Origin of the sequence: Escherichia sp. WS1450, assembly GCF_046487395.1 — a bacterium.
GTDB lineage: Bacteria > Pseudomonadota > Gammaproteobacteria > Enterobacterales > Enterobacteriaceae > Escherichia > Escherichia coli.
On record NZ_JBJQJO010000021.1, the window covers coordinates 60907 to 75272 of the forward strand.

The 14366-nt window shown below is 52.7% G+C and carries 13 protein-coding genes; all 13 read right to left on the reverse strand.

Features of this window, described 5'->3' with window-relative positions:
• Positions 1 to 42: 42 nt before the first annotated feature.
• The gene (gene wecG / locus ACJHYR_RS20535) at positions 43 to 783 is read right to left on the reverse strand and encodes a lipopolysaccharide N-acetylmannosaminouronosyltransferase (RefSeq protein ID WP_001064038.1); all 741 of its coding nucleotides are present in this window, start codon (positions 781 to 783) and stop codon (positions 43 to 45) included.
• Positions 784 to 785: 2 nt separating this feature from the next.
• A complete protein-coding gene (wzyE, locus tag ACJHYR_RS20540) occupies positions 786 to 2138 on the reverse strand; it encodes an ECA oligosaccharide polymerase (RefSeq protein WP_000055143.1) in 1353 nt (450 codons plus the stop codon).
• Positions 2135 to 3214, reverse strand: coding sequence for a TDP-N-acetylfucosamine:lipid II N-acetylfucosaminyltransferase (gene rffT / locus ACJHYR_RS20545; protein ID WP_000217257.1), 1080 nt, complete (start codon positions 3212 to 3214; stop codon positions 2135 to 2137). Before rffT ends, wzyE begins: the two co-directional genes overlap by 4 nt.
• Positions 3211 to 4461, reverse strand: coding sequence for a lipid III flippase WzxE (wzxE, locus tag ACJHYR_RS20550; protein WP_000050247.1), 1251 nt, complete (start codon positions 4459 to 4461; stop codon positions 3211 to 3213). Before wzxE ends, rffT begins: the two co-directional genes overlap by 4 nt.
• 1 nt (position 4462) lies before the next feature.
• On the reverse strand, positions 4463 to 5593 hold the full coding sequence (gene rffA / locus ACJHYR_RS20555; RefSeq protein ID WP_059328035.1) for a dTDP-4-amino-4,6-dideoxygalactose transaminase: 1131 nt from the start codon (positions 5591 to 5593) through the stop codon (positions 4463 to 4465).
• A 4-nt stretch (positions 5594 to 5597) separates the two neighbouring features.
• Positions 5598 to 6272: a dTDP-4-amino-4,6-dideoxy-D-galactose acyltransferase gene (rffC, locus tag ACJHYR_RS20560; protein ID WP_001145170.1), complete on the reverse strand. Its 675-nt coding sequence runs from the start codon at positions 6270 to 6272 to the stop codon at positions 5598 to 5600.
• Positions 6250 to 7131 (reverse strand): glucose-1-phosphate thymidylyltransferase RfbA, encoded by an 882-nt coding sequence (rfbA, locus tag ACJHYR_RS20565; protein WP_000676063.1) that lies wholly within the window; start codon positions 7129 to 7131, stop codon positions 6250 to 6252. The genes rffC and rfbA overlap by 23 nt, the downstream gene beginning before the upstream one ends.
• Before the next feature lie 18 nt (positions 7132 to 7149).
• Complete coding sequence (gene rffG, locus ACJHYR_RS20570; RefSeq protein ID WP_001226594.1) at positions 7150 to 8217, reverse strand: dTDP-glucose 4,6-dehydratase; 1068 nt, start codon at positions 8215 to 8217, stop codon at positions 7150 to 7152.
• On the reverse strand, positions 8217 to 9479 hold the full coding sequence (gene wecC / locus ACJHYR_RS20575) for a UDP-N-acetyl-D-mannosamine dehydrogenase (protein ID WP_000006621.1): 1263 nt from the start codon (positions 9477 to 9479) through the stop codon (positions 8217 to 8219). Before wecC ends, rffG begins: the two co-directional genes overlap by 1 nt.
• Entirely contained in the window at positions 9476 to 10606 is a 1131-nt protein-coding gene (gene wecB / locus ACJHYR_RS20580) for a non-hydrolyzing UDP-N-acetylglucosamine 2-epimerase (protein ID WP_072837558.1), read from the reverse strand. The genes wecC and wecB overlap by 4 nt, the downstream gene beginning before the upstream one ends.
• A gap of 55 nt (positions 10607 to 10661) precedes the next feature.
• Positions 10662 to 11708, reverse strand: a complete 1047-nt coding sequence (gene wzzE, locus ACJHYR_RS20585) for an ECA polysaccharide chain length modulation protein (protein WP_001295256.1) — start codon at positions 11706 to 11708, stop codon at positions 10662 to 10664.
• A gap of 11 nt (positions 11709 to 11719) precedes the next feature.
• Positions 11720 to 12823 carry a UDP-N-acetylglucosamine--undecaprenyl-phosphate N-acetylglucosaminephosphotransferase gene (gene wecA / locus ACJHYR_RS20590; RefSeq protein ID WP_001050971.1) on the reverse strand — a complete coding sequence of 368 codons (1104 nt, stop codon included), beginning with the start codon at positions 12821 to 12823 and terminating at the stop codon, positions 11720 to 11722.
• Between the two features lie 239 nt (positions 12824 to 13062).
• Positions 13063 to 14322 carry a transcription termination factor Rho gene (rho, locus tag ACJHYR_RS20595; RefSeq protein ID WP_001054527.1) on the reverse strand — a complete coding sequence of 420 codons (1260 nt, stop codon included), beginning with the start codon at positions 14320 to 14322 and terminating at the stop codon, positions 13063 to 13065.
• Positions 14323 to 14366: the final 44 nt, after the last annotated feature.

Genomic DNA, 14366 nt, shown 5'->3' on the forward strand with positions numbered 1-14366 from the left:
GCGACGGAGTGACCACTCCGTCGCTTTACAAAGAGAGGAAAATCAGAGGTTGCCGGTGTAGTGCCAGCGTAAATAACGCAGCAAACGAAGCTGACGCTTAATGCGGCTCGGCTGCGAAAGCAGGCGGTAGAGCCACTCCAGCCCCAGCGTTTGCCAGATTTTCGGTGCGCGTTTTACGTGACCGGTGAAAACATCGTAAGTCCCGCCAACGCCCATATACAGCGCATCTGGATGCACCAGACGGCAGTCGCGCATGAAGATCTCCTGCTTTGGCGATCCCATCGCAACGGTGACGATTTGCGCTCCGCTGGCATGAATGCGTTCAAACAGCGCCTGACGCTGCTCGGGTTTAAAATAACCATCCTGGCTGCCAACGATATTCACATTCCACTGGTTGCGCAGTTTAGCTTCAGTTTGCGCCAGCACTTCAGGTTTACCGCCCACAAGAAATACCGGTGTCCCTTCTTTGCCTGCGCGCGCCATCAGCTCTTCCCAGAGATCGGCCCCGGCAACGCGGGAAACCTGCGCCTGCGGGTACTTTTTACGTACTGAACGTACAACGCTGATGCCATCCGCATATTTAAATTCGGCAGCGTTAATTAACTCCCTGACCTCGGCGTTATCTTCAATGGTCAGCATTTTTTCGGCATTAATGGCAACCAGCGTTCCCTGCTTAAGCTGCCCGTCAGCGAACAGATAATCGAGGGCGTGCTGCATATCACGCCAACCGATCAACTGTAAGCCACGCAGCGTATAGGTCGGTGCCGTGGTGTTGTTATTCATTGTTATCCTTCAACCTGCGTCCGGAGCGATGATTTTGTACGTTTATGAATGAGTCCGGCGCTTTCAAAAAGCCAGTACAACAGTTTTGCGATCATCAGACATGCGCCGAAGACCACGATAAAAAAGACCACGCGTGAGACAAACGAATCCAGCCCTTCACGCGCCAGCACGATCATATTGAAGATCGCCCCAAAGCAGAAACTGTGCAATATCGCAGCTTTATAGCGATTAGGCTCGCGGTTGCCCAGCTCATACAGCCAGTCGAACCATTTGATGATCAGTCCAACAACAATCGCCCCGAGCGGGATGAACAACGCGCCGCCCATCACCACCAGTGAGCCTATAAGCGTAGGCGAGATCGCCAGTCCGGAGTGGTTATTCAGCACTTCCCAGGTAAAGTAGTTGGCGGTGTTCAGTACCATACTCGGGCGACCCGGCCACAGCCAGGAAGGGATAAAGACATAGAAATCGCGGACAATGGGAGCCAGACCCTGGAAGTCGATGTTGTCGTAGTTCTGCAACAGCAATGCCAGATTCTCCCACGGCGAAAAGGTATCGCGGGTGAGATAGAGAAACGTATAGAACGCTTCATCACCGCTCACATTCATTCCATAGCGTTTTAGCGCCAGCCAGAACATGCCCACAATCCCCAGCACGCCCGCCGCCGCCAGCATCCACAACGAAATCCAGCCGCGAATAATGCCAATAAACAGGAAGATAGCGAATGCGATGATGATATTGGCGCGAGTGCCGCCGACAATCATATAAGTCAGCAAGCCAAAGGCGACCGTGCTGACGAGGAAAAACAGCCACGCTTTGCTGTCCTGGCGCAGAAAGTAGACCACCAGCATCGCCGGGATGAAAAAGTAAAAGAAGCGTTTTAACGCCACGCCGGAGACTTCACTGGAGAAGATCTGACTGTAGGAGTTAAGCCGGAACAGCAAAAAGCCGTTGTGCATGAAGAAGATGCCGACGCTTACCAGCGCGACGCCCATCAGGATCACCCACGTGAGATTGGTCTCCACGCGGTTCATGGTAAACAGCGGACGGCGCGGTACATCGGCAACGCGTTTGCGTAGGCGGGTTTTGTAGGTGACGTAGTAAACCGCGTAGAAGCAGCCCGCAGAAAGCAACGCCTGCAACAAGATTTCTGGCGGCGCGACACCAACATCAAAGCGAAATACCAGCACGCTGGTCAGCGGGAAGCCGAAGAAAAAGGTGAGCAAAAACAGCAATGAAAAGAAGACATTGAAGTTAAAACGCACACGGCGAAACTCAAACCAGGTCAGCGTGGCAATAAACAGCGTGCAGAGCAGCCAGACTACAAACAGGCCACTGAATTGCAGCAGACTCATGCAACCTCCCCGGCGGCAATCGCCAACGCCCGCTGCCAGCCTTGCAGATAGTTCGGGCTAAAGAAGGCAATGGTGTTTTTATCCACCGACGCCAACTGGCGCTGCGCTTCACGCACAATATCCTCGTTGAGATCGTCGGTAGTAAACAGCACCGGCAAATGCTGTTCCGTCATATCCTGCCAGAACGGATTTTCCCGGTTAAGCACACAAGGAATGCCCGCCTGAATTAGTAAGCACAGCGTACCAATGCCCTGCTGGCGGGCAAAAATAAAGTAACCAAGATCGCACTGACGAAGTAGCGCCAGATAGGCGTCAAATTCCAGTTTTTCGTTCAGAATTTGCAGATTTTCTTCGCTGAATAACGCCAGCCCCGCCTGACGAACTTCCTCGATGTACGCTTCGTTATTAGGCGGATATCCCATCGGCACCACCACTTTTACCGTATCGCCAAATTGCTGATGAACGGCGCGCAAGGCAGCAATATGCTCATTGCTGCGGTCGCCGGAGTTCCCCACCAGAATGGTCATTTTCCCTTTACGTTGCCGATCATTCGCCATCATATTGAGTGAAGGGTCCATCCGCGTCGGGAAGTACAGCAGTTCGCCCCGCACCTTTGGATGCGTTTTGGCAAAAAAGCTCAAATCGCCGCGGGTGGCAAATACACAGCCGACTCGCTTTTGCGCCAGGCGACGTAGTGGGTAAAAAAGCTTATATCTCAAGCCACTGGAAAGCTCGTACAGGTCTGCCCCCCAGATATGCCAGTAAAACTGGCTGGGCTTAATGCCACCACTCAGCAGAGCCAGCCACAGTGTGGGATTGAACTGACCGTGGAAGAAAAAACGCTGCTGACGGTTAGCTTTTGCTTTCGCGATGACCGCTTCCGCCAGCGATTTTTTCCCAGGGAAAAATTGCACAGAAAGCGCCGGACAGCTATCACTTAAGCCGTCGTCCTTGCCAACAACCATAAACTCGCGCGCGTGCTCGCTCGTCGCGGCCAGCGCGTCGTTGAAAAACCGCAGAACGGTTCGGTTATGGTGAGGGATATCCGATCCCAGTACGTGAATCAGTACAGTCATGCCCGCCTACGCCAGAGTAAAAACACGCCACAACAAAGAGAAAAATAGACGATATAGGTTGCCATATAGGCCTGCGCCGCGCCCAGTGCACCATGCGCAGGGATTAGCCAGTGGGCAAATACCATCAATAAAGTGAACTGGCTGACTTCCGCCAGAATATAAAACCGCAGTGACGCTTTGGCGATCACCAGATAACCAAAGACATAAGCGCCCACTTTTAACACATCACCCACTAACTGCCAGGCAAAGAGATCGCGCATAGCGGTAAATTTATTCGACAACAGCAGCCAGATAGCAAAATCACGCAGCAACCAGACGGTAAAACTCGCCGCCGCCACTGCCGGTAAGACGAATTTCAGCGATTTAACCACTTCCCGGGTGATATCGCGCTTTTCCGTTAGCCGCGACAACGTGGGCAGCAAATATACGCTGAACGATGCCGTAATAAATTGCAGGTAGGCATCGGAAATACTGCTCACCCCTTGCCAGATCCCCACCTCATCCCAGCTATACTGCGCCGCCAGCAGTTTACGCATCATGATGTAAGCAACAGGCAAGGTCACCGACGTAATCAACGCCATGAGCGTAAATTTGCTCAACTGCCCTGCCAGGCCGTTATCCCAGCTGGGTTTCAGATAGCTTAACGGGATTGCACCACGCTTAATTAGCATGATGACGGCAGGAATCACCACCAGCGCGGGAATCAGCGCCAGACCCAGCAACGCCCCTTCATAACCGCCCAAACGGTAACTGACGTAGTACGCAAAAACGCCAATCAAGCTGCCGACAATCAGGGATAACGCATTACCTGCGGCATCGCGAAAGCCTTTCATCAACGCCAGTAACAGGTTGCCCCAGGCAATCCCCATTTGCACCAGCGCCACTAAACGCACCAGTCCCTGATAGTCGGTATTACCAAACAATCCCTGGCTGATTGGCGCTGCTGCCAGCACAAAAACCAGCGCCATTAGCGTAGAGAAGCCAAGTACCATCGCTGATGAAGTGCCGACCACGCGGCGCAGCTGTTGGGGATTATCATGGTACTGAGCAACGTATTTGGTTACGCCATTAAAGATGCCAGCCCCGGCAAGCACGCCGAGCACGGTAATCAACTGGCGGAAATTTGCCGCCAGCCCAAGCCCCGCCGGACCAAATGACACCGCCAGCAACTTACCGACCAGTAACCCGGCACCAATCTTGACCAGTGTACTGGCCGCCGTCCACAAGGACGCTTTTGCCAACGACATATCAGGAGAAGTAGTTCAACAAAGTCGCAATTACCGTACGCTGATTGACGGGCGACAGGTTGTAGAACAGCGGCAGGCGCAGCAGGCGCTCACTCTCTTTGGTGGTGTAGCGATCTTCACCGTGGAACTCACCAAAGCGTTCCCCCGCAGGGCAACCGTGCAGCGGAATGTAATGGAACACCGCCATGATTTCCGCTTCTTTCAGAAAGTTAATCAACGCGCTCCGGTCATCAATATCCCGCAGTTTAATGTAGAACATATGCGCGTTCTGCACGCAGCCATCGGGAATCGACGGCAGCTCGATACGCCCGGCTTTCGCCAGAGGTGCTAACGCATCGTAGTAGTTTTGCCACAGCGCCAGACGTTGCTGATTGATACGATCTGCTGCTTCCAGTTGCGCCCACAGGTACGCAGCTTGCAGATCGGACATCAAATAGCTGGAGCCGATATCGCGCCAGGTATATTTATCGACCTGACCACGGAAGAACTGGCTGCGGTTTGTGCCTTTTTCACGGATGATCTCGGCTCGTTCGATCAACGCTTTATCGTTAATCAGCGTCGCGCCGCCTTCACCGCCCGCCGTGTAGTTTTTGGTTTCATGGAAGCTAAAGCAGCCAATATGACCAATGGTTCCCAGTGCACGCCCTTTGTAAGTGGACATCACGCCCTGAGCAGCATCTTCCACCACAAACAGATTATGCTTTTTCGCCAACGCCATAATGGTGTCCATTTCGCAGGCCACACCCGCGTAATGGACCGGCACGATAACGCGCGTTTTGTGGGTGATCGCTGCTTCAATCAACGTTTCGTCGATGTTCATGGTGTCCGGGCGAACATCCACAAAAACGATTTTTGCGCCACGCAGCACAAAGGCATTGGCAGTGGAGACAAAGGTGTAGCTCGGCATGATCACTTCATCGCCAGGCTGGATATCGAGCAGCAGCGCCGCCATCTCCAGCGAAGCGGTGCAGGACGGCGTCAGTAACACTTTGGCGCTGCCAAAACGTTGCTCCAGCCACTGCTGGCAGCGACGGGTAAAACCGCCATCGCCACACAGTTTGCCGCTACCCATTGCCGACTGCATATAGTCGAGTTCGGTTCCCACCACCGGCGGTGCGTTAAATGGAATCATGTGATCACCTGTATAACCAGTACGCGGTGCTTTCTACATTCGCACCACTTTGTATGTATCGTTTAAGCGCGGCGGTGTTGCCCATCTGGGTCGCCACCCGCAAAGTTATTTTACCGCGAGCATACGCCCAGTTTAGCGCCGTTTGCATAAGCTCAGCACCTGCACCGCGTCCAGCCAGCAGGCCAATTCGCGCATCTGTCGCATTGAGTTCCCGTAAAGAGACATAACCGCGAATATCGCCGGACGCCGCACGTAAAATCAGACATTGATGATCAAAGGTGCCGCGCACGGCATTTTCAATCCACTGTGCATAAAAGCGACCGCTGGCGTCAGGCGCATACCACGGCGCACGAAAACGGCTTTGCGCAAATGCGGCGCTGGCTAACTGACGTAATGCGGGAATATCGGTCTCTTGTGCCACTTCTGCGCCGCTATCACCGACATTGTTCACGGGTAGCGCCAAATCAACTTCACCTTCTACCAAGGAGAATCCCAGCTGTTGCAGGGCATCCAGTTCCCCCGTATTTGATGCCGCAATTTTGGCCTGCACCCGTGACCACGGCGCTAAAGCGTCTGACGTCAGGAGTGCCGCGTCAGGACTAATGCGCACAATGGCGCTGTTAACACCAAAGAAGGCGTTTTCCCAGGTTAGTGGCTCAATACTGGCGCGGACGGGCACGAAGTAACTCCAGCAGATATTGGCCGTAACCAGTTTTCGCCAGCGAGCTGGCGGCGCGCTTCACGCCTTCGTCATCAAGCCAGCCGTTACGCCAGGCGATCTCTTCCAGGCAGGCAATCTTAAAGCCCTGGCGTTTTTCCACCGTCTGTACAAAGGTGCTGGCTTCAATCAGGCTGTCGTGAGTGCCAGTGTCCAGCCAGGCAAATCCGCGCCCGAGCAGTTCAACGGTCAGGTTGCCCGCCTCGAGGTACATCTGGTTGATGGAGGTAATCTCCAGTTCACCACGCTCCGACGGCTTCACCTGCTTTGCGTACTCCACGACTTTACTGTCGTAGAAATAAAGTCCGGTCACCGCCCAGTTTGACTTCGGCTGTTTTGGCTTTTCTTCCAGCGAGATAGCGCGGAAATTGTCGTCAAACTCCACGACGCCAAAGCGTTCCGGATCCATCACCTGATAGCCAAATACCGTCGCGCCTTGCGTGCGCGCCGCAACATGACGCAGCTTCGGACTGAAGCCCTGACCGAAGAAGATGTTATCACCCAGCACCAGACAAGAAGGTTCACCGTTAAGGAAGGTTTCACCGATGATAAAGGCCTGCGCCAGACCGTCCGGACTGGGCTGTTCGGCGTATTCCAGCTGGATACCGAACTCACTACCATCGCCCAGCAGGCGCTGGAAATAACCTTTATCTTCCGGAGTAGTGATGATGAGAATTTCGCGGATACCGGCCAGCATCAGCACCGACAGCGGATAGTAAATCATTGGCTTATCGTAAATCGGCAACAGTTGCTTCGATACGCCGCGCGTAATCGGATGCAATCGGGTGCCGGAACCGCCCGCCAGGATAATACCTTTCATGTTTGCCTCCGCTGAAAATTAGCCTTTCAGACCTAAACGCTCGCCCTGATAGCTGCCGTCCTGCACCTGCTTCCACCAGCTTTCATTAGCCAGATACCACTGCACCGTTTTACGCATTCCACTTTCAAAGGTTTCCTGCGGCAGCCAGCCAAGTTCACGGGCAATTTTCGAAGCATCAATGGCATAACGCAGATCATGCCCCGGACGGTCAGCGACAAAGGTGATCAGGTCACGATAGTGCGCCACGCCGTGCGGCTTGTTCGGGGCAAGTTCTTCCAGCAACTCGCAAATGGTTTCCACAACATCGAGATTCTTACGCTCGTTGTGACCACCAATATTATAGGTTTCACCGACTTTCCCGGTGGTCGCCACGCAATACAGCGCGCGGGCGTGATCTTCAACATACAGCCAGTCACGGATTTGCTGCCCGTTGCCATATACCGGCAGCAGTTTACCCGCCAGCGCGTTGAGGATCATCAGCGGGATCAGTTTTTCCGGAAAGTGGTAAGGGCCGTAGTTATTCGAGCAATTGGTGATAAGCGTCGGCAGACCATAGGTCCGCAGCCAGGCGCGTACCAGATGGTCGCTGCTGGCTTTTGAAGCGGAATAAGGGCTGCTCGGCGCATACGGCGTGGTTTCGGTGAAGAAATCATCCGTCGAGTGCAGGTCACCATATACTTCGTCGGTAGAGATATGATGAAAACGGAACGCTGATTTTTTATCTTCCGTCAGCGCATTCCAGTAAGCCCGCGCCGCTTCAAGCAATGTATAAGTCCCGACAATGTTGGTTTCAATAAACGCTGCCGGGCCGTCAATAGAACGGTCAACATGGCTTTCGGCTGCCAGATGCATGACACAGTCTGGCTGATGCTCAGTGAATACGCGCGCCAGTTCTGCCCGATCGCAGATATCAACTTTCTCAAAGGCAAAGCGCTCGCTTTGCGCGACCGGTGCCAGCGACATCAGGTTTCCGGCGTAGGTCAGCTTATCGACCACTACCACCGCATCGCTCGTTTCGTTGATGATATAACGCACCAGCGCCGAGCCAATAAACCCGGCACCACCTGTTATCAGAATCTTTCTCATCAGCGCCAGACTCCTTTGGCATCGACGACATACTGCTGATGGACGTTGTCGCCATTGATAACTTTGAACTGACTATGATCGACCAGCATCACCAGCACATCTGCCGTTGCCAGCGCCTCGTCAAGCTGCGCCAGAGTACAAAGCCCGGTCAGTTTCTTCGGCAACTGGTGGATGTTAGGCTCAACAACCAGCGTTTCGCCGCTGTGCCACTGGGCGATCAGTTCAGCGATTTCCATCGCCGGGCTTTCGCGCAGGTCATCAATATTCGGTTTAAACGCCAGACCAAAGCAGGCGATTTTCAGTTCACTGGCGCGTTTATCGGTAGCCGCCAGGCAATCAGCCACCGCCGCTTTCACCTGATCGATAACCCAGAAAGGTTTGTGATCGTTCACTTCGCGCGCGGTACGGATAAGCCGCGCCTGCTGTGGGTTCTGTGCCACAATAAACCACGGATCAACAGCGATGCAGTGGCCGCCCACGCCAGGGCCAGGCTGAAGAATATTGACGCGAGGGTGACGATTCGCCAGGCGAATCAGTTCCCAGACGTTAATTCCCTGATCGGCACAAATCAGCGACAATTCATTAGCAAAAGCGATATTCACATCGCGGAAGCTGTTTTCGGTGAGCTTACACATTTCCGCCGTCCGCGAGTTAGTGACGACACACTCACCTTCGAGGAAAATCTTGTACAGTTCGCTGGCGCGGGCCGAGCAAACCGGCGTCATGCCGCCAATCACGCGATCGTTTTTAATCAGCTCGACCATTACCTGTCCCGGCAACACGCGTTCCGGGCAGTAGGCAATATTGACGTCAGCCTGCTCGCCCACCTGCTGTGGGAAAGTGAGATCTGGACGCATCTCTGCTAACCATTCTGCCATCTTCTCGGTTGACCCCACCGGCGAGGTGGATTCGAGGATCACCAACGCGCCTTTTTTCAGCACTGGCGCAATGGAGCGAGCAGCCGATTCAACGTAGGTCATATCTGGCTCATGATCGCCTTTAAACGGCGTGGGTACAGCAATCAGCCAGGCATCCGCTTCAACTGGCGTCGTGCTCGCTCGTAAAAAACCGCCTTCTACGGCAGTTTTTACTACGCTCGCCAAATCAGGTTCGACGATATGGATTTCGCCACGATTGATGGTATCAACCGCGTGTTGGTTGATATCGACACCAATCACCTGTTTTTGCCGTGAGGCAAACGCAGCTGCTGTAGGCAGCCCGATGTAACCCAGTCCGATAACAGAAATGGTCGCAAAACTCATAGTGATATCCGATTATTTTTTAACGCTTCCAGAATGCGAGAGCATGCCTGACCATCACCATACGGGTTATGGGCGCGGCTCATAGCTTGATATTCGTTTTCGTCTTTTAAAAGACGCGTCACTTCCTCAACAATTCGCTGCTTATCCGTGCCTACCAGACGCACCGTACCCGCCGTCACCGCTTCCGGACGCTCAGTGGTATCGCGCATCACCAGCACCGGTTTCCCCAGCGAAGGCGCTTCTTCCTGAATGCCGCCTGAGTCGGTCAAAATCAGCCAGGCGTGGTTCATCAGCCAGACAAACGGTAAATACTCCTGGGGATCGATCAGAATGACATTTTTCACATGCCCCAGAATGCGATTGACCGGCTCTCTGACGTTCGGGTTGAGATGCACCGGATAGACAATCTGGATGTCCTGGTGCGTGGTGGCGATGTCTGCCAGCGCATGGCAGATTTCTTCAAAGCCACGACCGAAGCTCTCACGCCTGTGACCGGTCACCAGAATCATTTTTTTATTGGGGTCGATAAACGGGTAATTTGCCGCCAGTTCTGAACGCAGCGTATCGCTGCTCATCACCTGGTCACGCACCCATAACAGTGCATCAATAACTGTATTACCGGTAATGAAGATTCGGCTGTCAGCAACATTTTCACGCAGCAAGTTTTGCCGGGAAGTTTCGGTTGGAGAGAAGTGATACATCGCCAGATGCCCGGTCAATGTACGGTTAGCCTCTTCCGGCCACGGCGAATAGAGATCGCCCGTGCGCAGACCAGCCTCAACGTGACCAACAGGAATACGCTGATAAAACGCCGCCAGGCTGGTTGCCAGCGTTGTAGTAGTATCGCCGTGAACCAGCACGACGTCTGGTTTGAACTCGGCAAGAATTGGTTTTAGCCCTTCCAGAATCCGACAGGTTATCTCTGTCAGGCCCTGTCCTGGCTGCATTATGTTGAGATCGTAGTCAGGTACAATGGAAAAGAGTTTCATCACCTGATCGAGCATCTCCCGATGCTGCGCAGTGACGCAAACTTTAGCCTCAAAAAAAGGATCTTTTGCCAACGCATGCACCAACGGAGCCATCTTGATGGCTTCCGGGCGCGTACCAAATACAGTCAGTACTTTCACATCGATTCTCTTCGAATAAGCGGCGAGCGCCTTTGCGCTCACCGCAGCAGTGTTGCTATTTCGAGCAACGGCGGGTTAATGCGACACCAGCCCCGATCAGCCCCCCGACAATGCCCCACATAATCATCAGGAAGGCACGACGTGGGCTATCGCGTTTTACCGGTTCTTCCGGCGTACGCAAATAGCGATAGGTCTGAAAACGCGGATCCAGGGTTGGACCAACATTCAGGGTGTTTAACATGGCCCGATTCTGATCATAGTCGAGATCAAAGGCCGGACCGACGGCCTGTAAATTTTCCAGTCGAGCCTGGAGCATTGGACGCCCAAGCAGGAACATTTCTGAATCAGGCAATTCCTCGGCAGGCACATCTGTCGCACTGCGCGAAATATTATGCTGCTCAGCAATTTTCAACGCCTGTTCAATACTGTTCATCCGGCGGTCGTAGATGGCTTTCGCCACCTCTTCCTGACGCTTTACCTGAGCTTTCATCTGGATGGTGCGCGCCGCCCATGCACCTTTCAGCTCATCATTCAGATGGCTGGCTGCACGCTGGCTGGCAAAAGCAACATACTGACGTAACAGGTTATTAGCGTCAGGCGCGGTTTCGGCAATCAGCTTCACGCTGTCATTGACCGCGCGGGTAAAGTCTCCGGGGATAAACTGGATGTTGTTAATCATTTCATCCAGCAACGCCGCATCGGCTTTGCTGTTGCCCACCATCCGCTGCTTGTAATAGTCGGTTTGCAGCCAGAACTCTCTGCGGGTATCCCACGAGGCCAGTTGCATAACAAACTCTTTATAGGCTTCGTCCATGACCGATGGTTGGTCGGCAGAAGCCATGTTTGAACGGACATCCAGGTTACGCAAAAATTGCTGCTGTGAGTAATATCCCCCCAGCATATTCACCGTTGGACGATCGGTAATCGCCGTCGAGCTCCACTCCTGACGAGCAAAAAAAGTATACGCCAGCGCGATTAACGCAAACGCCAGTCCCATGCCAATAATCCACAGCTTCCCAGCCCACAAGGTACGAAACAACCCACGAATATCCAGTTCATTTTCAGCGTCTTCGGCCGGTTTCCCAGGCATTGGTTGTGTCATCACATCCTCATTTATTTGGTTAAATTGGGGCTGCCACCACGATTTCTACGCAGTCTGCGTTTTACGCGCTTAATAAAGCGAGCAACTTTCCAGGCACGCTTAATGCAATATCCATAGAGGAAGAATGCTAGCAAAAAGAGCACCAGCATGACCCACTCCGGGACAAAATGAGAATATTCTGCCAGCACCCCAATGGAGGCGAGCAGAGCTGCGGCAAGGGTAATCAGCACAAACGCCTGGCGGGAAGTAAACCCGGCACGCATGATCAAATGGTGAATATGCTGGCGATCAGGAGAGAACGGACTCATGCCTTTACGCAGGCGACGGTACATAATCGCCACCATATCCATTAGCGGAATGGCGATTATCCACAAAGCGGTAACCGGGCTGATGGGATGGGTTTTGCCCTGGGTCGTTTCGAGCAGGATCCAGATAACGGTAAAACCAATCAGCGTACTGCCCGCATCACCCATAAAGACTTTGTAGCGGCGACCCAGGATACCAAGGTTAAGCATGATGTATGGCAGGATGGCGGCGATCATCGCAAAACACCAGATTGCAAGGCTGGTTTGCCCGTCGAACCACAAAATCATACCGATTGCTGCAAACGAGACGCAGGACAACCCGCCCAGCAAGCCATCAATGCCATCAACCATGTTGAACGCATTAATGGCCGCCCAGACGGCAAATAGCGTCAGGAAGTAACCAAACGGTCCGAGCACCATCTCCCAGGAGCCAAAGATATAACCCAGGCTACTGAGATAAAGGTTGCCAAACACCATCATAACAATGCCAACAGCAGCCTGTATGGTGGCACGGATTTTTACGCTGATATCAAAACGGTCATCCAGCGCACCGATAAACACCAGTACACCGGCACAAGCGAGATAGAGAGATGCATGCGGAATATAGTAATCGACAATTCCGAACGTGAAGCAAATCCCTGCGTAAACCGAAATACCCCCAACGAGTGGTATCAACCCCTGGTGACGTTTGCGGAAGTTAGGTTTATCCACTAAACCGACTTTTTTTGCCACCTTACGGGCAAAAAACAGAAACAGTGTCGTGAATAAAAAAATACTGATGAGATCAGTACTCACTGTCAGTAAATTCACAATGCATGCTCTCAGAGAAAATTATTAGCAGAAGTATAACCACGAAGACCTTTATTCAGAAGGGAAAGTCCGTTCCGAACCCACCAGTCCTGTGCAAAAATTAACCATTTGATATGCAAATTGCATAACACACCAGCAAAATCCAGGAATTTTCCTAACATTGCCAGCGCGGCATTAAGATTACAGATATAAAAGCAAAACGCCACGTAAACACGTGGCGTTTTTGGCATAAGACAAATTTATGAGCGTTTCATCATTTCGAAGAAATCGTCATTGGTCTTGGTCATTGCCAGTTTATTAATGAGGAATTCCATTGCATCGATTTCGCCCATCGGGTGAATGATTTTGCGCAGGATCCACATTTTCTGCAGTTCTTCCTGAGTAGTGAGCAGCTCTTCTTTACGGGTACCGGAACGGTTGTAGTCGATTGCCGGGAAGACGCGTTTTTCAGCGATCTTACGAGAGAGGTGCAGTTCCATGTTGCCTGTACCTTTAAACTCTTCGTAGATAACTTCGTCCATCTTGGAACCGGTATCGATAAGCGCGGTAGCGATGATGGTCAGGCTGCCGCCCTCTTCCACGTTACGCGCCGCACCGAAGAAGCGTTTCGGACGATGCAGGGCGTTGGCATCCACACCACCGGTCAGCACTTTACCTGACGCCGGAACAACGGTGTTGTAAGCGCGCGCCAGACGAGTGATGGAGTCGAGCAGGATGATAACGTCTTTCTTGTGCTCAACCAGGCGTTTCGCCTTCTCGATCACCATTTCCGCAACCTGAACGTGGCGAGATGCTGGTTCGTCAAAGGTAGAAGCAACAACTTCACCTTTTACCAGACGCTGCATCTCGGTTACTTCTTCCGGACGTTCGTCGATCAGCAGAACCATCAGCACACAATCCGGGTGGTTGTAAGCAATGCTCTGAGCAATGTTCTGCAGCAGCATGGTTTTACCGGCTTTCGGCGGTGCCACAATCAGACCTCGCTGACCACGACCGATAGGTGATGCCAGATCCAGTACGCGAGCGGTTAAATCTTCAGTAGAACCGTTACCACGTTCCATACGCAGACGAGAGTTTGCGTGCAGCGGGGTTAAGTTCTCAAAGAGGATTTTGTTGCGGGCGTTTTCAGGTTTGTCGAAGTTAACTTCGTTAACTTTCAGCAGCGCAAAATAGCGTTCACCTTCTTTCGGCGGGCGAATCTTACCAGAGATGGTATCACCAGTGCGGAGGTTGAAACGGCGGATTTGGCTAGGGGAAACGTAGATGTCATCAGGACCGGCGAGGTAGGAGCTGTCTGCGGAACGGAGGAAACCAAATCCATCCTGCAATATCTCCAGTACACCATCACCAAAGATATCTTCGCCACTCTTTGCGTGCTGCTTCAGGATGGCAAAAATAATGTCCTGCTTACGCATACGAGCCAGGTTTTCCAGCCCCATATTTTCGCCGAGAGTGATCAGCTCAGAAACCGGCGTATTCTTTAATTCGGTAAGATTCATAGTGGTGTGAGTTCTTAAACTTGGGGTAAATCTCGAACTTAATG